Below are 20987 nucleotides of genomic sequence, written 5' to 3'. Positions count from 1 at the left end.
GAAACAGATGTCCTAGCCTAGCAGAAGTACTAGCAAACCTTGGATTAATCCGATGATCCCTCCAAGAAATGCGCCAAGATAGGTGATCATTTTGAATTCTCTTTTTGATATAGAAAGCACCAGTTGTTCTACCCGTTCAATTGGGAATGTTTCAACTTCTTTCTCAACGATTTCAGCCAAGTGTAACTGCTGCATCATCCCTTCTATTCGATTTTCTATTTGTTTTCCTAATTTGTCTATTAAGGCAGGAACAATTGCATCCAAAACATACGGTTTAATTGGTTGTGCCCATACGGATACAGGTCTAGCAAGCCACTTTTCTAACGGAATGGCTTTTGCTGCAATGCCAGTAACTGCATCTGCAATCCACTCTTCACCAACATTTTCCTCTATTGTACCAATAGGTCGTTCCAGCAAAGTGCCCCATTCTCTTAAAGCCATTTGTTTTATCCACTTTCTTGCTTCCTCAGAGCGAACATATTGTGCGATCACTGGTTGAATTTTATCTGCTAGCCCCTCATTTCCTAAAAAAGAAGAAATCATGTTACCTAAAAATCCTTTCCCTTCTAAATAGGTTTCTACGAGTGCGCCAATTTTTCTCCGTCCATCTTCCCCAGAAATATAAGAGTCCAATTGACCCTGTATTGAGACAATTACTTTGTCGATCCACTGCTCCACTTTTTGTTGCATTTCTCTGTTCAACACATTATGTAGAGGAACGGGACGATACGTTTGCACTAATGCCTCATATCGACTTTTGACCCATATGTTTAGATTTTGACGAAGTTCTGTTTCATCAACGTGAACACCTAATTGCTGTAACATCTCTTTTGAGGTCTTATTCGATTCCAGCACAACTTGCACTTCACCTTGTACCCAGCGAATCATTTGCTTTTGAAATGCAGGCTGCTGTAGCTTTTTTTTGAATCCTTCTGGTGTTAGCAGGTGCTCCACTACCATTCTCCCTAGCTGTTTTGCTAGTTCATCTCGTCTTTTTGGAATTAATCCTGGAGTAAATGGAATCTTCCATTTTTTGAAATAAATTGGGTGATACGGGCGGAATAACATTTTTATTGCAAGAGAATTCGTAATTCCGCCGATAAATGCTCCGATGATGATCATAGATAGTACTAATAAAAATCCCGTCAATCTCTTTTTCCTCCCTTTTATTACCATTATTCGTTGATTAAACGTTATACTGATAAAGGATGTTCAAAAAGGCATGTTCTCCCTTTTCTTCACATAAATATGTTAGTAATGTAACACCCAAAGCGAGACTTTATCTGGAGGGACAATACATGACTACATATACGCTAAACGTTAAATTTTATGAAGGGAACAGACAGCGCATCATTGTCCCACACCGCTTTTATCAACAATTCAAGGCTGTACAATTTTTTCGTTATGGACCAAATCAAACCCATGTAGGTTGCCTTACCCATCATCGAGACCCTTCTACTATATATATATCTTCCCAATTAAAGACAAAATTAAATATGGCAAAGCACACATCTGTTACCGTTGAAATGGATTCCAATACATGTAAGATTATACTTACTTTAGGTGTATTTATAGCTGGATTCAACGTGGACGGATTACCACTGGGTCCACGAACGACAGTATACGAATGGATGAGCAAGGCCGGTGAAGAACTCGGGTTCCGTACCGTTTTTTTTGGTTATCAGCATATGCTGAAAGAACCAAATAAAATTTTCGGCTATCACATGGATCAAAACAAGTGGAAACAAAGTTATCATGAAATTCCTCCTGTTATATACGACCGAATTCCGAATCGTAAAATAGAACATCATCCAACTGTTATAGAAACAAAAAGACACTTAAAAGAGAACGCAATTATTTTTAATCAAGGATTTTTTAACAAATGGGAAATCTACGAGCGATTAATGAAAAGCGATACTTGTTCATTTCTTTTACCAGAGACTATTTTACATCCTTCAAAGCAAAAAATAAACGTCCTTTTGAACCATCATCCTATCTATATTAAGCCTATTCACGGGAGTAGAGGAAATGGAATCATTAAATGTGGGAAACTAGACACAGGAGAAATCGAAAGTCACTTTTATTACAATGACAAGGCACAGCTTAATCGTTATGCACACATGGATGCTTTTTATAGTCAATTGTTCCCAAATGGCACCCGTGGTTATGTAGCTCAACGGGAAGTTTCTTTAGTAAAAAAGGGAGATCGTACAATTGATTTCCGTGTTCATGTCAACAAGAACCATCGGAATACGTGGGAAGTTACTGTCGTTTGCGCGAAATTTTCTGGTAAGGGAAGTTTGACAACCCATGTCAAGCGAGGTGGAACCATTCACGTCTTAGAGGAAATGTTTGAACCTGATGAAACGAAAAGAGTTGAACGTAAGCTTTCACAGGCTGCACTTTTACTAAGCGCCGAAATAGAACGCACCATGAATCATCCAATCGGAGAAATTGGTTTTGATTTTGGTGTAGATACAGAAGGAAAAGTTTGGCTTTTTGAGGCAAATTCAAAGCCTGGATTTAGTATTTTTGATCACTGGGAATTTAAAAAAGAAGCAAATCGAATCCTCTCGTATCCTTTTCAGTATGCTTTTTACTTGTATAACCAACAAAAGAATAACTTGATCTAATCTTCAACATGCATGGAACCGATAGAAATTGAAAAAAATATTCTATGAGGAAAGAAAGGAGGTTCCATGCGTGAGCAAAAAAGCGAGACATAACGATTCACATGAGCAAAGAAAAGAATATGAATTGGACGTTGACCGAATGATAAATGAAGGGATGGCTGGAGGTACAACAGCTTCCATCCATGATCAGATGCAAATTGAGCAATCAAGAAAATTACCAAAAGAAAATGAACCTTTTCCTGATGTAGAAAGATAAATATCGAAGCCGAACTATTGGGGTTGCTACGTGCTAGTGGCGACCCCAATTTTATTTTTCCTATGTAAGTAAAGAGATACAATTGCTATAATACAGTTAGAGACTAGACTTGGTTAATTCACGAAAAGAGGATGCATATATGTTTGAACAATTAAAAGAACTTTTTCCTTCATTAATTCAGGCCGAACCCCATATACAACTTGACATGGAACGTTACCATTGGTTTAAAACAAAGGAAAATGAAGTGATTGGCGTCGATAAGGAAGAGTTATCTACCAGTGAACGAGATCTGTTAAAGTTGTTTCTTGAACCTTATCAAGTCGAACAATTACCAGTCACAAACCGAGAGCACGAGTGGATTGATGTGCTATTTCATAATAAACATCATGCACCTACTTTAACAACCAAGAAGCTACAGTCCTTCCGTTTTATCTATTTTCGTTTGTCTAAAAACAGTGTAGACCCTGTAGAGTTCCGTGAAGCAATCCACGGCATTTATCCGACAAAGGTACCTATCATATGGGAAAATAATCATGAAGGAATCATTGTAGAAGAAGCATATAATGAACAGGAAAAAGATATTTCCTATGAACAAATTGTTGACGTTCTAATGGGCGATTTTTATATTAAATTACATTTTTATGTTGGCCCTGTTCTAACGGATCTTGAACGTGCTTCAGACGCATATAAATGGGGGAAACATACTTTTGATAAACTATTACAATATAACAAAAAACCGGTTACTACTTTTGTAGAAGCAGTTCCCTTTCTCATTGTTGACCATCTCGATGAAAAAAACCGCTCAAAGATAACGGAAACTGTTTTACAAGAGACCCTTTCAGATGAAGAATTACTAAAAACGATTCAACTCTTTTTGGAGTGTGGATCAAATACAACCTTAGCAGCAAAAAAATTGTATATGCACCGAAACAGCCTCCAATATCGAGTGGACAAGTTCATTGATAAAACTGGAATCGATATCCGTAATTTCAATCAAGCATTAACAGTCTATCTTGCCATCATGTTGAAAAATAAGTAACTTCTAAAAGCCCCAATGGCATACTTGATCCAAAACTATGTCATACTCACACTTCTAATGAAATGTGCACAAAATCCTTGTCCTTCTTTGTGCACATTGACCATTTACCTTCCACCCTATTTAGACTACACTTAACCTACATTAAATAAAACGCTTTCAAACTAAGGGAGGGACTTCTTTTGGCTGAATTAAGTCTAAAGAATATTAACAAAACATACGACAAAAATGTTGTCGCTGTTAACGACTTCAACCTTGAAATCAAGGATAAAGAATTCACCGTCTTTGTTGGACCATCTGGTTGTGGTAAGTCTACAACACTACGGATGATTGCTGGCTTGGAGGAAATTACAGCAGGTGATTTCTATATTGATGATAAACGGATGAATGATGTAGCACCAAAGGATCGTGATATCGCGATGGTGTTCCAAAATTATGCCTTATATCCACATATGAATGTATATGACAACATGGCTTTTGGCCTGAAACTTCGAAAGTTTAAAAAAGATGAAATCGAAAGTCGCGTACAAAATGCTGCAAAAATATTAGGATTAGAAGGATATCTTGATCGAAAGCCAAAAGCATTATCTGGTGGACAGCGCCAACGTGTTGCACTTGGTCGTGCGATCGTTCGAGATGCTAAAGTATTTTTGATGGATGAACCGCTTTCTAATCTAGATGCAAAGCTACGTGTGCAAATGCGTGCTGAAATACAAAAGCTTCACAAACGTTTACAAACAACAACAATTTACGTTACACACGATCAAACAGAGGCAATGACAATGGCAACTCGATTAGTAGTTATGAAAGACGGCCTCATTCAACAGGTTGGCATACCAAAAGAAGTATATGATAAACCAGAAAATATTTTTGTTGGTGGGTTTATCGGATCGCCTTCCATGAACTTCTTAACTGGTACACTTAAAGAAGGATATTTTGAGATCGGTTCGGTCAAGGTCAAGGTGCCAGAAGGAAAAATGAAAACCCTTCGTGAGCAAAATTATTTAAATAAAGAATTAGTACTTGGCATACGTCCAGAGGATATTCATGACGAACCTGTTTTTATCGAATCAACTCCAGAAACGAAAATCAAAGCATTTATCGATGTAGCAGAACTAATGGGATCTGAATCTTATCTCTATTCCAAGGTAGAAGATCAAGATTTCATTGCTCGTGTTGATTCACGTACAGATGTAAATGGCGGCGAAGAAATTGAACTCGCCTTTAACATGAACAAAGTACACTTCTTTGATAAGGACACCGAACAAAGAATCAGATAACGGAGAACTGTTTTCCCCTACTTTATATAGAAGACACATGACCCTTTGGCTACAAGGTTTGCCAAAGGGTTTTTTATTTAAGTACGTGTTCAAAAAGTCGGCAAATTAGAAGCAAGCAGGTCGAGGCGGCGCTGTTTTGAGTAACGGAGCGTATGCTTTTAATACGTGAGTAACGGAAAAACAAGCCAACGAAGAGATGCGCAGCTTATCATTTGTTGACTTTTTGAACAACCTCTTTAAGGAGCCTTTCCTTATTTTTCATAAAAATCGTATAAAATATACAAACAAGTAGATGATAACGTTGACCTATTTAAAGAAAGGAGAATGGAGAAATGGAAGTATATCAACTTATCTTTCGAACACTTCTCACATTTATTATTTTATACGTGATTGCAAGGATATTAGGCAAAAAATTGATTTCCCAAATGACTTTCTTTGATTTCGTTGCAGGTGTATCCATAGGTTCCATAACGGCTTCCTTGATTTTCACCACAAACATCCCCATTTTAACTGCATTGTTGCCACTCGTTATTTTTGGGATTATCATTTTTGTTTTTGACTTAATCGCAATCAAGTCGTTCAAAGGCAGGAAAATTCTAACGGATGAACCTACCCTTGTAATTAAGAACGGACAAATTCTAGAAGAAGGAATGACAAAAGCACGACTTAACGTCGATCAGTTGCTTCTTCAACTACGAAAAAAAAACGTTTTTTATCTTGACGAAGTGGAATTTGCTTTTCTAGAAACGGATGGAACGGTTTCTGCAATGAAGAAAACAGATAAACAACCTCTTACGAAAAAGGACTATAATATAATTAGCCCGAGTAGAGGTTTACCACAAACGATTGTAATTGATGGGCAAGTACTTGAAAATAGTCTTGATGCGATCGGCAAAGACATCGATTGGCTAAATAATACACTTCAGGCAAAAGGGATATCTTCTATTCAGGAAGTAGTTGTTGCCCAGTTAGATCAACAAGATACACTTTACCTTGATGTTAGAAAGGATAAGCTTTAATCACACATTAGAAAGAGGCACCTTCTACAGGTGCCTCCTATGCCATCTTATTTAGTTATTTAAAATAAATTATTGTGGTTGTCCGCCAAATTGTTGTTCTGCAGTTTGTACTAAACGTTTAGTGATTTCTCCACCTACAGAACCATTTGCACGGGAAGTAGTATCTGGACCAAGATTTACACCAAACTCTTGAGCGATTTCTGTTTTCATTTGATCAAGTGCTTGTTCTACTCCTGGTACTACTATTTGGTTAGAATTGTTATTGCTTGCCATGATTTATCACCTCGTAAAAAATTTTTTGTTTCGAAATAACTTCTGTTTTAATTTTACCTAATTAAAAAGCTATTGTTTTTGTTGTCCGCCAAATTGCTGTTCAGCAGTTTGAACTAGACGTTTAGTGATTTCCCCGCCAACAGAACCGTTTGCACGAGAAGCAGTGTCTGCACCAAGATTAACACCAAATTCCTGTGCAATTTCCGCCTTCATTTGATCTAGTGCCTGTTCAACACCAGGAACTAGCAGTTGGTTAGTATTGTTGCTGGCCATGTCTATCACCTCCTGTACCCCATATTGTGAACAGACGACTTAAATATTATCATTATTTTTTACTGGTAAAATGTGAAAACTAAAAAAACCTTGCCATGGCAAGTTCTAGCCCAGCAAGATTTTTTTTATTTATTAAAGGTGCGTGTTTAAAGTCGTCAAATTAGAAGCAAACCATCCTGTTAAATTACTTCGGATATGTCATTTCTTTTGGATTTATATAAGCGTCAAATTGTTCCTCTGTAAGAAGACCAGATTCAATTGCTGCTTGCTTTAAAGTCGTATTATCAGCAAAAGCTTTTTTTGCAATTTTTGCAGCATTTTCATACCCAATATGGGGATTTAATGCTGTTACGAGCATTAGAGAATCATTTAAGTTTTTCTCAATTTGATCGTGATTTGGCTCAATACCTTTTGCACATCTCTCATCGAAGGAAAGCATACTGTCAGCAAGGAGCTGGCTTGACTGTAAAAAATTATACGCAATCACAGGCTTAAACACATTCAATTCAAAGTTTCCTTGGCTAGCAGCAAAGCCAATCGTTGCATCATTGCCCATCACTTGTGCAGCTACCATTGTCACAGCTTCACTTTGAGTTGGATTTACTTTACCAGGCATGATTGAACTACCTGGCTCATTAGCAGGAATCGAGATTTCACCGATTCCACAACGTGGACCACTTGCCAACCACCGAACATCATTTGCAATTTTCATTAAATCAGCTGCTAGTGCTTTGAGTGCTCCATGTGCATGTACAAGTTCATCATGACTTGTTAAAGCATGGAACTTATTCGCTGCGGAAACAAAGTCTTTTCCTGTTTGTTCATTTATAGCTGTGACTACTTTTTCCGAAAAATCAGGGTGGGCATTCAAGCCTGTTCCAACAGCGGTTCCACCAATTGCAAGCTCTTTTACATATGGTAGGCTGCCTAGTAGCATTGACTCCGTTTTTTCTAGCATACGATGCCATCCACTAATCTCTTGCCCAAGTGTAAGCGGTGTAGCGTCCTGTAAATGGGTACGTCCGATTTTTACTATATCTTGAAACTCTTTCATTTTTTCCATCAATGTTCCTTTAAGGGTTTTTAATGCTGGAACAACATGATCCTCCAACTTTAACACTGCAGCAATATGCATTGCTGTTGGATACGTATCATTAGAACTTTGCGATTTGTTCACATCATCATTAGGATGAAGGGTTAGGTTACTGTTTTGCTCTTGTAACCACAGATTACCAACATGTGCTATGACTTCATTCACGTTCATGTTGGACTGTGTTCCACTACCTGTTTGCCAAACGACTAACGGAAAATGATCCGTCAATTTATTTTCAATTACTTGGTCAGCCGCATAGGATATCGCCGCTGCCTTTTCCTTTTCTAATAAACCTAATGATTCGTTAGCTATTGCCGCACTTTTTTTCAAAATGGCAAAGGCGCGAATAACTTCAAGCGGCATTTGTTCTGATCCAATCGGAAAATTTTGTTTACTACGTTGTGTCTGTGCTCCCCAAAACTTATCCATTGGAACATTTATTTCGCCTATTGTATCCCTTTCAATACGATACTCCATATAAAATCCTCCCTTATCTTGTGCGTATGTACATAATGAATGAACTTTCTCTTCTATATTAACAAATTCTAAGCTAAAAATGGAGTTGGAAGGTTTTATGTGCTATTTTTTTACATAATTTTAATTTTCTAACTATTTACATTAATTAGTTATTTATGCTATAATTGATGTAAATTAAAAGAGAGGGGAGGAGCAATCAAAAGGGAAAATTCAAAGAAGTCTGATTCATAAATTGGTTGATATAAAGTGGTTGAAGAGTTCCAATCGGGGCTCTTTTTTTTAAATTGACACAGAATTTTTCTAACAAATCGCTCCATTTACATTGTTTTTCTTTTATAATGGGAACAGGATCGTTGGAAGGAGATTGCCTTATGCCGAATGTTTGGACACATATTTTATTTTGTGAAGATATGCTAGAAGTAATAGACACTCCACCTCAACATGCACAACAAGAACCATTCTTAAACATAGGAGCGCAGGGGCCTGATCCATTTTTTTATTACAACTTTTGGCCATGGAAACAAGGGAAATTAGCCCATGAAATAGGTTCTGCACTACATACTTATAGATGTGGAGATTTTTTAATGGATTTAATTAGGGGCGCAAAGGATGCTGACGTTTCTACAAAAGCGTACGTGTTTGGCTTTGTCACCCATCATGTTCTTGATCGAAACGCCCATCCATTTATACATTATCATGCTGGTTATGAAAAAAATAAACACCAAAAACTGGAGATTATTATTGACACCGTTATATTGGAACGATTTCGTAAATTAAAAACATGGAAGGCTCCAGTATACAAAGAAATAGATGCAGGTTCCTTTTTACATCAAGGTATAACCGATTTGCTCCACCATGTCATTAAAAAACATTATCCTTTCCAATTGGATAACACGTATATTCAGAAAGCTTATCGGGACATGAAACTTGCTTTAAAGGTTTTGTATGATCCATATGGATGGAAAAACACCTTTTTTGCACCAGTTATTTCATCGTTTTCACACCAATCGATTAAGGATGATGTGGATTACCTAAATGAAAGCCACCATACGTGGTACCACCCAGCAACGAACGAACCATCCAATAAGAGTTTTTTGGATATTTATGAATGCGCCCGTGCTGAAGGACAGGTGATTATGTCTGAGTTACTATACTATTGGCATAAACCATCTACTCAATCAGAAGAGAAGCTTCGAAAGTTAATACAAAATATATCCTACGATACAGGTAAACCTGTTGAATTAGAGCTTAAGCTGCAATATTGTGAACCGATTGTATAAGGCTGTGCACTAGTAAGCGAACTCGCTTCTGCAAGCTGAAACATCAGGGAATCCCCACCTTCGCTTCGCTTAGAGGTGGGGTTCTAGAACCCTAAAACCATTCTAAAGATTAAACGTCTGATTGTGCAGCCTTTGCTTCTTCCATTCCCTTGTCAATATTTACAAATTGAAGCAAAATGACTCCCGCAACAAAAAAGACAATTAATGAAATAATTCCAAGACGACTTGATCCTGTTAATTGACCAACAAGGGCGAAGAGAAACGGACCAAATATGGCTGCAAATTTAGAAGAAATACCATAAAAGCCATAGAATTCGGCATGGCGATTTTCAGGGATCATTCGGCCAAACAATGATCTACTTAACGACTGCGCTCCTCCTTGAACAAAACCTACTGCAGTGGCAAGTAAATAAAAGTGAAGTGCTGTTGTCATGAAATATCCTAATGTCACAATGCCCATATAAATAAACAGTGCAATCGTTAGTGCTGTTTTTGCTGTTATTTTACTTGCTAGCCACCCGAACAAGAACGTGAACGGTATCCCGACAAATTGCGTAATGAGTAATGCGGTGATCAGTGCATTTGTACCGATGCCAATATCTTTTCCATAGATGGTTGCCATTTTAATGATGGTGGAAATGCCATCATTGTACAACCAAAAAGCTAGCAAAAAAATGAGTAACTGTTTGTAGTGCTTGATTTCCTTAAAGGTAGTTGCAACACGTTGGAAGCCAATTGCAGCATATGACCTTGTTCGTTTTTCCGATTTCTTTTTGTCTTCTTGAATATTTTTAAACAGTGGAATCGAAAAAACAAACCACCATACCCCTACTGTCACAAACGAAACCTGGCTAGCCACTGTCGCATTAGGCATACCAAATAGCTCGTATTTTAATATCATAAAAAGATTAATTGCGAGTAATAAACCGCCACCAATATAACCGGTTGCATATCCCCAGGCAGAAACTTTATCCATATCCTTACCTTCCGCTATTTCAGGTAAAAACGCATCATAAAATATGTTCGCACCTGAAAAACCAATCGTACCAACAATAAGTAGAATGGAGGCAAATACATAGTCGCCCTCACCAACAAGTGCTAACAATACACTTGCAGTCATCCCCATGTATGCAAAAAAACGCAGAAATTTTTTCTTAGCTGCAGAATAATCGCTAATTGCTCCAAGAATTGGTGCTAGAACCGCTACAACTAAAACGGCAATGGATTGAGAGTACCCCCAAAAGCTAGAGGCAAGTGATTGGTTTAATCCTTTAGCGGCAACATCATAATAAAAAATGGGTAATACTGCAGCCATAATCGTTGTAGAAAACGCAGAGTTGCCCCAGTCATACAATACCCAGCTAAATATCGGCTTCTTTTTCATCACTTTTCCTCATTTCCTTTAGGTAAGTGTTTTAAGGGGGCTACTCTATTCTTGCTATTAAGGAATCAAATCAAAATATTCTTCTAATGTTAGGTTTTGATTGTACATTTCTTTCGCTATTGTTTTATCACCTACATAGCGAATGTGCCATGGCTCATAGCTGTAACCTGTAATTTCACTTTTCCCTTCTGGATATCTAATCACAAAACCAAAACGATACGCATTTTCAGATAACCACGATCCCGCTTTTGTCTGTTTGAAGGTTTGTTCTAAAGCAAAGGCAGCTTCAGCACTTGTAACATCCATTGCAAGACCTGTTTGGTGTTCACTCGTTCCTGGACGAGCAGAAAATTTGTCTGCTTCCTCTTTGCCTCTCGTTTGTACATTATAGTTATATATTTCTTTTTGTCTTTGATAAGACCGGAAGCCGGAAGCAGCAACAAGGTCAACCCCATCTTGTTCAGCTCCTGCAAACAATGCTTCTAATGCTTTGGCAGCCTCTTGTCTTAATTGTTTTTTGGGATTATCTTCGTCGAAAGAGAAAGGTACATTTGGGACCATTAAGTTTTTTGGTGTGAACCCTTCTGGTAGCGTCCTTTGTTTATTGACTACAACTTCTAAGCTGTTTGGTGTGTTCACAACTACCATCCCATCTTCAGTTGTTTCCTCTTGCACATCTTTATTCTGATCTTCTCTTTGTTCTGTATTGTCTTTCTTATCCTGTTCTGCTTCTTTTGAGTCGTTACTGTCTTCTGTTGGGTCGTTGCTGTCTACTTTTGATTCCGTTTCATCTTCTTTATTTTTATTGTCTTCCTGGTTTGCGTTATTTGTCGAACTTTGCTGACAAGCAACCAATAAGACGAATAAACTGAGTAACAACAATAAGATATAACTTCGTTTCATATGCGTATCCCTTCTCTGTAAGTAAAGATTAATGTAGCCTCAAAAAAACTATAACACATTTTTCATGTAATGAGGTCTACCAATTTTTCCTGAGAAGAGCTGAGCATAGTTGCAAATAACGTACTGACAATGTAATGATTCATCCTTTAACCATAGAAAATCCTTGCGACAATAAGCAAGGATTTTCTATGCTAATCATTCATTCCCAAGTGTAAGGGACATATGATTTACTCAGTTCTATAAATTTATTCTTATCTTGAGCATCAATTGAATCATTGATTTCCTTTTCTAACCTAGCTTTGTTCCAGTTATAACATAGCTCATCTAAAAATAAACTGGATGCAAGCTTAATCTCGTATGGCACTTCTCTTTTCGCTAAAATACTGGTACCCGTTTTACCCTTGAAATGATGTAACTTATAAATAACTTTATGCTTCTTCATGGAACACGCCCCCTTGTTCCTTTTTTTTATTATCCTAGATTTTAACGTCTAATGCAATAATTTTCTGACATCTTTCATAACTTTTTCCCATTTTTAGTTTGTTTTAAACTTAAGAGATAAGATTTGGGAATGAAAAAAAGAAGGATTTAAAATGAAAATCCTTCTTTTCTTCAAACAGTTTTTTCTGAAGGGGGTGCATCTTTTTCTGGATGAATTTCTTTAAAAGCTAACAATGCTGCACCTAATGCTAGCAATGCTAACAGGCTTACCATCCAGGTTAAGCTTTTTTCCATCAATATTGCAACAGTTGGAGGCCCTCCAGCAACACCTACAAACCGCATAGCACTATAAATAGAAGTTACAGTACCACGTACATCCTTTTCAATACTTTGAGTAATCAACGAATCTAAACAGGGTAAAGAAGCACCAATACCTACACCAGAAATAAGAAAGATGATGAGTAAGTAGACGAATTGATCGGAGAAACGAACAGCAACAACCGCTACCCCAGACAGAGCAATTCCTACAAATGTCACCCACTTCATGACAACCAAATTATCCTTAATTCGTTTTCCCGTAATATATGCTGTAAGACAAAGTGCGGCTAGAGGTCCCGCTAATAAAAACCCTTTTGTAACACCTTTATAGTGGTAGTGATCCTCCAAAATATTGGATAAATAAAATAACACACCAAACAATACAAACATTAAAATAGCGCCAATCAGGAATACTGCAGTTAACCACTTTCCGTGCTGATGAAAAACAGCTTTAGTATTTTTCCAAAACTCTTTAAATTTTGGTCCAGCCTCCTCATGGGGTGGCTTTTTAACCAAAAAAATAATCAGTAGAACTGAAATTAAGCAAAAAATAGGAATAGACATAAACGGTAAAAACCATATAACCCCCGCCAATAAAGCCCCTAAGATGGGGCTTAATACTTTGCCAAACGTGTTAGCGGTTTCGATTATTCCTAATGTCGCACTTACGTCTTTTTCTCTTCTAAACATATCCCCTACAAGTGGTAACACAATTGGAGCAGTTCCTGAAACGCCGATGCCCTGGAGAATTCTTCCTGTTAATACTAGTCCAAATGGATTATCCATTTTCCATGCTGCATAGCCTGAAAGCAATCCGCCCAATCCCGCAATGATTAAGGAAGGAATGATCACAACCTTTCTACCAAACCTGTCAGACAAAAACCCAGCAATCGGAATAAGAAAAATGGCTACGATAGAATAAACGGTAATAATATAACTGGATTGCAGTTTAGATATATCCATTTCTTTTTCCATTGCTGGTAGTACTGGGATGAGCATAGAGTTTCCTAAGGTCATAATTAAAGGGATCGATGCTAAAGATACAATAGCCCACCTTTTTTCATGCACTTCACTCGCTTGGCTACCATTTTTCGTTTGTTTCATTCAAACTTTCCTTTCTATCTAATGTCTACCCATGCTAATGTCTCTCCATTAATATGTACACTTCAACCCGTTTTTATTTTAGAAAATGTGAGTGAGACAAGAAATGCCACTGTAGAATGTATCTAATAAAAAAAGCGCCTTCCTTGGAGTGGGCGCTTTTTACTGTTATTCAATTTGCAATCAGATTCCCAATATATGATCCAGCTCGATCCTATACTACCTTTCCCTTATCTATATAAATAAACCGGTCAGCCAGTTTTATTGCTTCATTGTGATCGTGGGTTACTAATAGAAAAGGGATGCCCCACTCTTTCCTAAGGCGCAGAATTTCCTCTTGACCTTGTTTCCTTGAAGCATGATCCAAAGCAGAAAAGGGCTCGTCCAACAACAAAACATCTGGCTTTGTCGCCAATGCTCTCACTAAGGCAATTCGCTGTTTTTCTCCTCCAGAAATTTGGTCTGGGTATTGCTGTCTTAAATGATCTACTTTTAAAGATGACATGAGCTGATTGATATGCTGATTAAAAGTTGACTGCTGTTTCTTTGGGACGCCATAATACACATTTTTTTCTACAGACATGTGTGGAAACAAAGCATAATCTTGAAAAACATATCCGACTTTTCTCGATTGTGGTGGTACATGCACCTTTCCAGTATCAAAAACGATTCGATTGTTGATTTGAATCTTTCCATTGTCTGGTTTCTGTATGCCTGCAATCGCGTTTAATATCGTTGTTTTACCGGATCCTGATGGGCCATAAAGAACAACAAGTTCATTAGAAATGGATAGTTCCACATGAAGTTTAAAATGACTTCGTTTCGTATCTAAAAAGGCATATAACATAAAAGGACCTCTCTCATTTTTTGTTGAATCCTATGCTGTTTTTTCCATTCCATCGGTTTAGCCAATAAATAGCTAGGAATCCGAATGAAAGCATAAGAATTACCCATATGAATGCTTGTTCATTGTCGCCAGCTTCAACGGAAAAATAGATAGCAAGCGGAAGTGTATCTGTCTTGCCAGGTATGTATCCAGCAATCATTAAAGTTGCACCAAATTCTCCTAATGCGCGAGCAAAGCTTAAAACAATGCCTGCAAGTATTCCAGGCCATGCTAGTGGGAGGGAAATCGTCCAAAACACCTTTCGTTTACTTGCACCCATTGTGTATGCTGCATGTTCAAGATTTCGGTCATGTTTCTGAAAAGCAGCTGCAGCACTTTGATACATTAATGGAAAAGACACTACTACAGCAGCTAGTACCGCTGCATACCAAGTAAAAATAAGTTGAAAATCAAACCAATTTAATAAAAGTCCACCAAACAAACCGTTCTTTCCAAATAAAAAAAGTAACCCAAACCCAACAACCGTTGGTGGCAAAACCATTGGTAGCATAATAATTGATTCGATCACGAGCTTCCCCTTAAATGTTCGTACTGACAACAAACGAGCTAAAAAGATTCCTGTTATCATCACGATACATGTCGCAAGAATGGAAATTTGCAATGATAAATATAAAGGAGACATGTTCATCTGAAAAACCTACCTTACTTCAAACCCATACGTTTTAAAAATCGACTGTGCTGTTTCCGATTGCAAAAAACGGAGAAATTGGCTTGCTCCTTCTTCATTTGCTGTTTGCGTGGTTATTCCTGCTGGATAGACAATCGGACTATGTAACGATTCTGGAATAACTTCTATTACGTTAATTGTTTTAAAAGCAATCGCATCACTTTGAAAAAGAAAACCAGCATCCACATTTCCAGACTCGACGTATACAGCTACTTGTCTTGCATTTTTCGCATATACTAGCTTACTCTGCCACGTGTCCCAAAGGTTTTTATTTTGCAAGACTTCTTTTGCATATGCCCCGACTGGAACGCTCTCTGGATCACCTATAGCAATCTGAGCTTTTTCAGTGGTCACCATATCTTCAAAGGAAATTTGCTCGTTTTTTTCATTGGTGCCGAACACAAGTCGATTGTACAGAAGCGGAACAACGGAAGACTTGTCTATAAGTCCCTCCTCGGTAGCCTGATTCATCCATTCCTTACTAGCTGATACGAAAACATCCACTGGAGCACCCTGTTTCATTTGATTGACAAGAGTCCCAGAGCTAGCATAATTGATTTCCAGTTTGATATTATTTCGTTCTTCATACATCGCTTTGATTTCATCGATTGCTACCGTTAGACTTGATGCCGCAGAAATGGACAATGTAACTTTTTCCTTATCGACATTATTTGTATCGTTTGCACAACCACTGATCCATACTATAGATAACATCCAAATGAATAGATATATCTTTTTTTTCATTTCATTTACTCCTTGTTTTTATTCCACTTACATTATACTACTAGACGTGCTTCTGATAAATCATTTTTAGAGGTTGTTCAAAAAGTCACCAAATGATAAGCTGCGCATTTTTAGAGTTGGCATAGGAAAAAACATTTTCTAGCTGTCAATTAATGTTCGTATACGACTGTATTTTTCTCTAGACCCACTCAAATTAGTTTGTTAAGCTATTAATGCTTCAAAAAATGAAAGGGTGGAGGCACACACAACATGGGACGATATAATGAATTAAAGTTAGGTGAGAAAGGTGCATGGTTAAGCATCATTGCCTATACTTTTTTAACCATTCTCAAGCTCTCTGTTGCCTACTTTGGCCATTCCGATGCTTTGCGTGCAGACGGCTTAAACAATACAACAGATATCATAGCATCGGCGGCTGTCCTAATCGGTCTAAGAATCTCAAGAAAACCTCCTGATGATGATCACCACTATGGACACTTTAGAGCAGAAACAATCGCATCTTTAATTGCCGCATTTATTATGGCTACAATTGGACTTCAAGTAATTTTTGATACTTTCCAAAAAATTGTTGAACAGGAATTTATCCAGCCTAATATGATAACAGGATGGACTGCACTATTTTCATCACTTGTCATGTATTTGGTTTATCGATACAATGTGACATTATCAAAAAAAATAAGCAGTTCCTCTCTCAATGCTGCAGCACAGGACAACAAGTCAGATGCATTAGTCAGTATTGGTGCATTTATCGGAATCACAGGTGCACAGTTTGGTTTATTTTGGCTTGATCCAGTTGCTGGCTTGATTGTTGGGTTTATCATATGTAAAACAGCATGGGATATTTTTCATGACGCAACCCATATGCTTACGGACGGATTTGACGAAAAGCAATTGTCTAAAATTAAAGCAAGTGTTGCGAAAGATTCCGATGTAAAAAAGGTAGATGACATTAAAGCCCGCATGCACGGAAACCAGGCACTTGTTGATGTTACGATTCTTGTCAACCCAAATTTGAATGTGCAAGAAAGCCATGACATTACGGAAAGAATTGAATCCCTGTTAGAAAAAAAACACAACATATATCATGCTCATATTCATATTGAACCTTACGACCAGAAAAACAAATAGGGTTTGCTCATTTTTTGTGCAAACCCTTTGTGGTTATATGCATCCCCTTTTCTCACGTTTCCTGAAAAGTTAGCTCATTAATATCTTCCCAGCCATAAGCTGTTTCCTGATATGTACCTTCCCCAATCGTCGTTTGCTCTTTTTGAATTGGTTCTGCCCCAAGTCTTTCGTAAAATTTGCTCGATGGGTTTTGAGTTAGAACCCAAACAAGAATCGATCGGTAGCCTAACGTCTTTAGTTCAGCAACAAACGCTTGTAATAGCTTCGTGCCTAACTTTTTTCGTTGATAATCATCAAGTAAGTAGATCGCATAGATTTCACCATCAAACCCGAAACGTTTTGTTCTTTCCTTGCCGCCTGAAACAAATCCGATCACACGGTTTTCGTCCTCCACTACCATGACCACTTGACCTTGTTTTGGCATTTTTAAGATGGTCTCCCACAGTGCCTTTCTGTTCTCGAATGTAGTGTTTGTTAAATCTTTTTCATTAATTAATTCCGAATACGTTGATTTCCAGCTTTCCACATGAACATGGGCAATGGCTTCTGCGTCCTTTAAATCTGCCTTTCTTATCTGATACATGTACACACTCTCCTAACACTGTGTATCTATACTTTTAATTATGAGCATCCTCTATAATGTAAATAAAAATACCGTGACAATCGATCCTACCAAAACATAGATAACATGAAGGCCGAAATAAGCAAGAATAATTGCAACTATCCCGCCAATCAATCCAACATAAGGTTTATCTGGAATGACGTTCATAATCCCTGGAAAAATAAGTGCTCCTAATGCTGCATATGGAATAGCATTTAATAAGCGGTTCAGCCAATTAGGAAAACGAAGCTTATCCACGACAAATGCTGGAATAACTCGTGGGATCATGGTTACAAGCGACATCCCAATGATCATTGCGAGAATCATCGTTTTTCCTCCTTCAATAAAATCATACCACTAGATCCGCCTAAAATCGTCCCAAGAACAATAGCCCATCCTTGATCCAGAAACTGGCTAAAGAGAAAATTAGAAACCATTGCTATGACAGCAACGCAGCCAATTCTCCATTCTTTTTTGACGGAAGGTATTAACAGGCCAATAAACATCGCATATAGAGCAATTCCCATACTTTGACCAAGTGCTTCTGGAATGATATCTCCAAGTAAACCACCCAAAAGAGAACCAATGACCCAAGTCGAATAAGCAATGAACATTAATGTTGCATAAAATAAGGCACCTTTTTCTTTTTTAGCTTCTTCCGTATGCAATGACGAAACAGCAAACGTTTCATCTGTTAAACCTAATGTTAAGGGAGCCTTCCACTTTAGTTCCATTTCCCTGACACGGTTCATAAAAGAGAAACTCATCACAAAATGACGGAAATTTAAGACAAATGTCGCAATAATTATTTCTATTACACCTGATCCAATTATGACCATATTTGCTGCCATAAACTGACTCGCACCTGCAAAAACAAGGACACTCATTAATGTTAAGTCAAGGTTGCTCATCCCAGCTTGTTTCGCTAATACACCATATGCAATTGCAATAGGAAGATAGCCTATTACGATTGGAAAGCCCTTAGAAAGCCCTTTTTGTATCATAGCTAAAGCTGGTGATGGTTGTGTTTTTTCTATTGCTTTAGATAACATATACGTTCCCCTTTAAATATAATACAAAGCGACAGCAGAGTTACTTACTCATGATTTGCGTAAGTTTTTCTATTCCTTGAAGTAATCTTGGTGAAGGTCGGCAAAATAGCGATTCTTCTAACACATGGATATTGCCTTGTTGGATGGATCGCATGCTCTCCCATCCAGGACGTCGAATGACCAATTCAGGTCGCATTTTCTCTGTTTTAACTCCTACCCATACCATACAAATATGATCAGGGTCTCTCTTTTGCACTTCTTCCCAATCTGTCTGCACACTTGCCTGATCTGCTGTTTCAAAAATATTGTAGCAACCCGCAAGTGTACTAATTTCTGTTAGCCAATTCCGTCCTCCTGGGGTGAAAACAGGCTTAGGCCACCATTCCCAATATAGGCTTTGCTTTTTAGAATCATCTACTTGTCTTTTATAGTCTAATAGCTTTTGGCGAAATGCCTTTGCTTTTATTTCCCCTTTTTCATTGCACCCCAATGCTTCTGCAACGGTTTGAATATCCTGAGCAATTTCTTCTAATGAATTTGGGTTTAAAATGATGAACGGTATCCTGCGTCGTTCCAATTCTTCAATATTTTTCTCCATTCCCGGGACACTTAACGATGCAAGTACAAGGTCTGGTTTCAATTTTTCTACTTTATTCATATCGATGGATAAATCAGGACCTACCCTAGATAAATCCAAGATAGCTGGAGGGTGATCGGAATAATCGTCAACACCCACCAATTTGTGTATTTCTCCGAGATATTCAACAAGCTCCGTATTACTTGGGCAGATCGATACAACTCGCACCTTAACCCCTCCTACTGTTCAATTTCCCATGAAGAGTGATCGGTCATGGCAGATAATAAAATGATGTTCAACCCCTCTTCCTGTCCTTGATTAAATGTCGTCTTGATCCGTTAGAATCCTCGGACCATTCTTTGTAATAACAACTGTATGTTCATACTGAGCAGACAGAGATCCATCAATCGTTCTAGCAGTCCAATTATTATCATCCATTTGGCTTGCCCAGAATCCAGTGTTCACCATAGGTTCAATTGTAACAACCATGCCTTCTTTTAAACGTTGACCCTTGTTTGGCTCACCAAAATGTGGAATATGCGGATCCTCATGTATCGTTTTACCAATCCCATGACCCGTAAAATCTCGGACAACAGAATACCCTTCTGCTTCTACATATGTTTGGATCGCATGACCAATGTCTCCAATTCTGTTACCTTCTTGTGCCTGTTCAATTCCTTTATATAGGGAGGTTTTTGTTACATCTAATAGTTTTTTCGTTGGTGCATCTATTTCACCGACTGCGTAAGTCCATGCTGAATCTGCTAACCCGCCATTTAAATTAACAACCATATCAATCGTTACAATATCACCATTGTTTAGCGGCTCTTTCCTAGGAAATCCATGACAAATCTCATCGTTGATCGAAGCACATGTTGCATATTGATAACCATTGTAACCTTTTTGTTCTGGTGTAGCGCCGTGTTTTCCCAAGAATCGTTCTACAAATTGTTCAATTTCCATCGTTGTGATTCCTGGTTTGATTCGCTTAGCGATTTCTTTATGACAGGAGGCTAATAGCTTTCCGGCTTCATGCATTAAAGTAATCTCCCGTTCGCTTTTTCTTGTAATCATTGATTTTCTCACTCCTATTTCTGCACATTCTATCCTATTGTACGTAACAGTTAAAAAAAATTTCACTAGATCCCGTCTAAAATTTTATCATACTTTTACCTACACCATGTTGAATTAACTCTACAAAGTTTAGGAAGGTTGGATTGTTGCATTTACAATTATACCAATAATGTACAGTTCCATATTCATTAAAGTGCGTGTTCAAAAAGTCGCCGAATTAGAAGCAAGCAGGTCGAGGCGGCGTAGTTTTGAGTAGCGCAGCGAAAGCTTGTTGCTTCGAAAGCATTACCTCGCACGAAGAAAAAGTGTTCTTCTTTTTCTAAGGATATGCTTTTAATACGTGAGCAACGGAAAAACAAGCCAACGAAGAGATGCGCAGCTAATCATTTGGTGACTTTTTGAACATCCTCTTAAAGAAAACAGGCTGTCGTCCAATTTTATTTTCGCGAGAATTAAGTATCTTGACGAAA

At 37.8% G+C, this 20987-nt stretch carries 23 protein-coding genes; 7 read left to right on the top strand and 16 right to left on the bottom strand.

All coding sequences use genetic code 11. The features are described from left to right. Positions 1-12: 12 nt before the first annotated feature. On the bottom strand, positions 13-1149 hold the full coding sequence (locus tag NC797_RS09280) for a DUF445 domain-containing protein (protein WP_272436499.1): 1137 nt from the start codon (positions 1147-1149) through the stop codon (positions 13-15). 149 nt (positions 1150-1298) lie between these two features. Between NC797_RS09280 and NC797_RS09275 the strand changes: the two genes are divergently transcribed. The 5 genes from NC797_RS09275 to NC797_RS09255 all read left to right on the top strand — a co-directional run bounded on the left by NC797_RS09275 (position 1299) and on the right by NC797_RS09255 (position 6224). Further along, on the top strand, positions 1299-2633 hold the full coding sequence (locus NC797_RS09275; protein WP_272436498.1) for a YheC/YheD family endospore coat-associated protein: 1335 nt from the start codon (positions 1299-1301) through the stop codon (positions 2631-2633). Between the two features lie 70 nt (positions 2634-2703). Continuing rightward, on the top strand, positions 2704-2889 hold the full coding sequence (locus NC797_RS09270) for a hypothetical protein (protein WP_334313191.1): 186 nt from the start codon (positions 2704-2706) through the stop codon (positions 2887-2889). Positions 2890-3028: 139 nt separating this feature from the next. Beyond that, positions 3029-3928 (top strand): PucR family transcriptional regulator, encoded by a 900-nt coding sequence (locus NC797_RS09265; protein WP_272436496.1) that lies wholly within the window; start codon positions 3029-3031, stop codon positions 3926-3928. 179 nt (positions 3929-4107) lie between these two features. Then, positions 4108-5205 (top strand): ABC transporter ATP-binding protein, encoded by a 1098-nt coding sequence (locus NC797_RS09260; protein ID WP_272436495.1) that lies wholly within the window; start codon positions 4108-4110, stop codon positions 5203-5205. Positions 5206-5537: 332 nt separating this feature from the next. Continuing rightward, positions 5538-6224: a DUF421 domain-containing protein gene (locus tag NC797_RS09255; RefSeq protein ID WP_272436494.1), complete on the top strand. Its 687-nt coding sequence runs from the start codon at positions 5538-5540 to the stop codon at positions 6222-6224. A 69-nt stretch (positions 6225-6293) separates the two neighbouring features. On the opposite strand, the gene NC797_RS09250 is transcribed toward NC797_RS09255, so the two are convergent. The 3 genes from NC797_RS09250 to fumC form a co-directional block, all read right to left on the bottom strand. Next, positions 6294-6497 (bottom strand): alpha/beta-type small acid-soluble spore protein, encoded by a 204-nt coding sequence (locus tag NC797_RS09250; protein WP_272436493.1) that lies wholly within the window; start codon positions 6495-6497, stop codon positions 6294-6296. Between the two features lie 69 nt (positions 6498-6566). Next, entirely contained in the window at positions 6567-6770 is a 204-nt protein-coding gene (locus tag NC797_RS09245; protein ID WP_272436492.1) for an alpha/beta-type small acid-soluble spore protein, read from the bottom strand. Positions 6771-6954: 184 nt separating this feature from the next. Next, positions 6955-8340 carry a class II fumarate hydratase gene (fumC, locus tag NC797_RS09240; protein WP_272436491.1) on the bottom strand — a complete coding sequence of 462 codons (1386 nt, stop codon included), beginning with the start codon at positions 8338-8340 and terminating at the stop codon, positions 6955-6957. Positions 8341-8711: 371 nt separating this feature from the next. Between fumC and NC797_RS09235 the strand changes: the two genes are divergently transcribed. Next, positions 8712-9620: a zinc dependent phospholipase C family protein gene (locus NC797_RS09235; protein ID WP_272436490.1), complete on the top strand. Its 909-nt coding sequence runs from the start codon at positions 8712-8714 to the stop codon at positions 9618-9620. Positions 9621-9729: 109 nt separating this feature from the next. Here NC797_RS09235 and NC797_RS09230 read toward each other — a convergent pair whose 3' ends face one another. The 7 genes from NC797_RS09230 to modA all read right to left on the bottom strand — a co-directional run bounded on the left by NC797_RS09230 (position 9730) and on the right by modA (position 16085). After that, positions 9730-11004: an MFS transporter gene (locus NC797_RS09230; protein WP_272436489.1), complete on the bottom strand. Its 1275-nt coding sequence runs from the start codon at positions 11002-11004 to the stop codon at positions 9730-9732. Between the two features lie 57 nt (positions 11005-11061). Then, positions 11062-11907 carry a M15 family metallopeptidase gene (locus tag NC797_RS09225; RefSeq protein WP_272436488.1) on the bottom strand — a complete coding sequence of 282 codons (846 nt, stop codon included), beginning with the start codon at positions 11905-11907 and terminating at the stop codon, positions 11062-11064. 199 nt (positions 11908-12106) lie between these two features. Next, the gene (locus tag NC797_RS09220) at positions 12107-12349 is read right to left on the bottom strand and encodes an IDEAL domain-containing protein (RefSeq protein ID WP_272436487.1); all 243 of its coding nucleotides are present in this window, start codon (positions 12347-12349) and stop codon (positions 12107-12109) included. 170 nt (positions 12350-12519) lie between these two features. After that, the gene (locus NC797_RS09215; protein WP_272436486.1) at positions 12520-13770 is read right to left on the bottom strand and encodes an MFS transporter; all 1251 of its coding nucleotides are present in this window, start codon (positions 13768-13770) and stop codon (positions 12520-12522) included. 211 nt (positions 13771-13981) lie between these two features. Further along, on the bottom strand, positions 13982-14614 hold the full coding sequence (locus NC797_RS09210) for an ABC transporter ATP-binding protein (protein ID WP_272436485.1): 633 nt from the start codon (positions 14612-14614) through the stop codon (positions 13982-13984). 13 nt (positions 14615-14627) lie between these two features. Then, on the bottom strand, positions 14628-15302 hold the full coding sequence (modB, locus tag NC797_RS09205; RefSeq protein ID WP_272436484.1) for a molybdate ABC transporter permease subunit: 675 nt from the start codon (positions 15300-15302) through the stop codon (positions 14628-14630). Positions 15303-15311: 9 nt separating this feature from the next. After that, positions 15312-16085, bottom strand: a complete 774-nt coding sequence (modA, locus tag NC797_RS09200; protein ID WP_272436483.1) for a molybdate ABC transporter substrate-binding protein — start codon at positions 16083-16085, stop codon at positions 15312-15314. A gap of 249 nt (positions 16086-16334) precedes the next feature. On the opposite strand from modA, the gene NC797_RS09195 reads away from it, so the two are divergent. Beyond that, on the top strand, positions 16335-17213 hold the full coding sequence (locus NC797_RS09195; RefSeq protein ID WP_272436482.1) for a cation diffusion facilitator family transporter: 879 nt from the start codon (positions 16335-16337) through the stop codon (positions 17211-17213). Between the two features lie 52 nt (positions 17214-17265). Here NC797_RS09195 and NC797_RS09190 read toward each other — a convergent pair whose 3' ends face one another. The 5 genes from NC797_RS09190 to map form a co-directional block, all read right to left on the bottom strand. After that, positions 17266-17796, bottom strand: coding sequence for a GNAT family N-acetyltransferase (locus NC797_RS09190; RefSeq protein ID WP_272436481.1), 531 nt, complete (start codon positions 17794-17796; stop codon positions 17266-17268). A 51-nt stretch (positions 17797-17847) separates the two neighbouring features. Next, positions 17848-18141 (bottom strand): AzlD domain-containing protein, encoded by a 294-nt coding sequence (locus NC797_RS09185; RefSeq protein WP_272436480.1) that lies wholly within the window; start codon positions 18139-18141, stop codon positions 17848-17850. Further along, positions 18138-18866: an AzlC family ABC transporter permease gene (locus NC797_RS09180; protein ID WP_272436479.1), complete on the bottom strand. Its 729-nt coding sequence runs from the start codon at positions 18864-18866 to the stop codon at positions 18138-18140. Before NC797_RS09180 ends, NC797_RS09185 begins: the two co-directional genes overlap by 4 nt. Before the next feature lie 40 nt (positions 18867-18906). Then, positions 18907-19671 (bottom strand): cobalamin-binding protein, encoded by a 765-nt coding sequence (locus tag NC797_RS09175; RefSeq protein ID WP_272436478.1) that lies wholly within the window; start codon positions 19669-19671, stop codon positions 18907-18909. A 90-nt stretch (positions 19672-19761) separates the two neighbouring features. After that, positions 19762-20517: a type I methionyl aminopeptidase gene (gene map / locus NC797_RS09170; protein ID WP_272436477.1), complete on the bottom strand. Its 756-nt coding sequence runs from the start codon at positions 20515-20517 to the stop codon at positions 19762-19764. Between the last annotated feature and the right edge of the window lie 470 nt (positions 20518-20987).

The sequence above is a fragment of the Terrihalobacillus insolitus genome, assembly GCF_028416575.1.
Lineage (GTDB): Bacteria > Bacillota > Bacilli > Bacillales > Amphibacillaceae > Terrihalobacillus > Terrihalobacillus insolitus.
Note: the sequence above shows the minus strand (reverse complement) of the source record. Positions and strands in the feature narration are given on the sequence as shown.

What these genes read in the sequence shown, in the direction of transcription:
- NC797_RS09275 (WP_272436498.1), top strand. Translation starts at nt 1,299, where the DNA reads ATGACTACATATACGCTAAACGTTAAATTTTATGAAGGGAACAGACAG.
- NC797_RS09265 (WP_272436496.1), top strand. Translation starts at nt 3,029, where the DNA reads ATGTTTGAACAATTAAAAGAACTTTTTCCTTCATTAATTCAGGCCGAA.
- NC797_RS09255 (WP_272436494.1), top strand. Translation starts at nt 5,538, where the DNA reads ATGGAAGTATATCAACTTATCTTTCGAACACTTCTCACATTTATTATT.
- NC797_RS09250 (WP_272436493.1), bottom strand. Translation starts at nt 6,497, where the DNA reads ATGGCAAGCAATAACAATTCTAACCAAATAGTAGTACCAGGAGTAGAA.
- NC797_RS09245 (WP_272436492.1), bottom strand. Translation starts at nt 6,770, where the DNA reads ATGGCCAGCAACAATACTAACCAACTGCTAGTTCCTGGTGTTGAACAG.
- fumC (WP_272436491.1), bottom strand. Translation starts at nt 8,340, where the DNA reads ATGGAGTATCGTATTGAAAGGGATACAATAGGCGAAATAAATGTTCCA.
- NC797_RS09235 (WP_272436490.1), top strand. Translation starts at nt 8,712, where the DNA reads ATGCCGAATGTTTGGACACATATTTTATTTTGTGAAGATATGCTAGAA.
- NC797_RS09230 (WP_272436489.1), bottom strand. Translation starts at nt 11,004, where the DNA reads ATGAAAAAGAAGCCGATATTTAGCTGGGTATTGTATGACTGGGGCAAC.
- NC797_RS09225 (WP_272436488.1), bottom strand. Translation starts at nt 11,907, where the DNA reads ATGAAACGAAGTTATATCTTATTGTTGTTACTCAGTTTATTCGTCTTA.
- NC797_RS09220 (WP_272436487.1), bottom strand. Translation starts at nt 12,349, where the DNA reads ATGAAGAAGCATAAAGTTATTTATAAGTTACATCATTTCAAGGGTAAA.
- NC797_RS09215 (WP_272436486.1), bottom strand. Translation starts at nt 13,770, where the DNA reads ATGAAACAAACGAAAAATGGTAGCCAAGCGAGTGAAGTGCATGAAAAA.
- NC797_RS09210 (WP_272436485.1), bottom strand. Translation starts at nt 14,614, where the DNA reads ATGTTATATGCCTTTTTAGATACGAAACGAAGTCATTTTAAACTTCAT.
- modB (WP_272436484.1), bottom strand. Translation starts at nt 15,302, where the DNA reads ATGAACATGTCTCCTTTATATTTATCATTGCAAATTTCCATTCTTGCG.
- modA (WP_272436483.1), bottom strand. Translation starts at nt 16,085, where the DNA reads ATGAAAAAAAAGATATATCTATTCATTTGGATGTTATCTATAGTATGG.
- NC797_RS09195 (WP_272436482.1), top strand. Translation starts at nt 16,335, where the DNA reads ATGGGACGATATAATGAATTAAAGTTAGGTGAGAAAGGTGCATGGTTA.
- NC797_RS09190 (WP_272436481.1), bottom strand. Translation starts at nt 17,796, where the DNA reads ATGTATCAGATAAGAAAGGCAGATTTAAAGGACGCAGAAGCCATTGCC.
- NC797_RS09185 (WP_272436480.1), bottom strand. Translation starts at nt 18,141, where the DNA reads ATGATTCTCGCAATGATCATTGGGATGTCGCTTGTAACCATGATCCCA.
- NC797_RS09180 (WP_272436479.1), bottom strand. Translation starts at nt 18,866, where the DNA reads ATGTTATCTAAAGCAATAGAAAAAACACAACCATCACCAGCTTTAGCT.
- map (WP_272436477.1), bottom strand. Translation starts at nt 20,517, where the DNA reads ATGATTACAAGAAAAAGCGAACGGGAGATTACTTTAATGCATGAAGCC.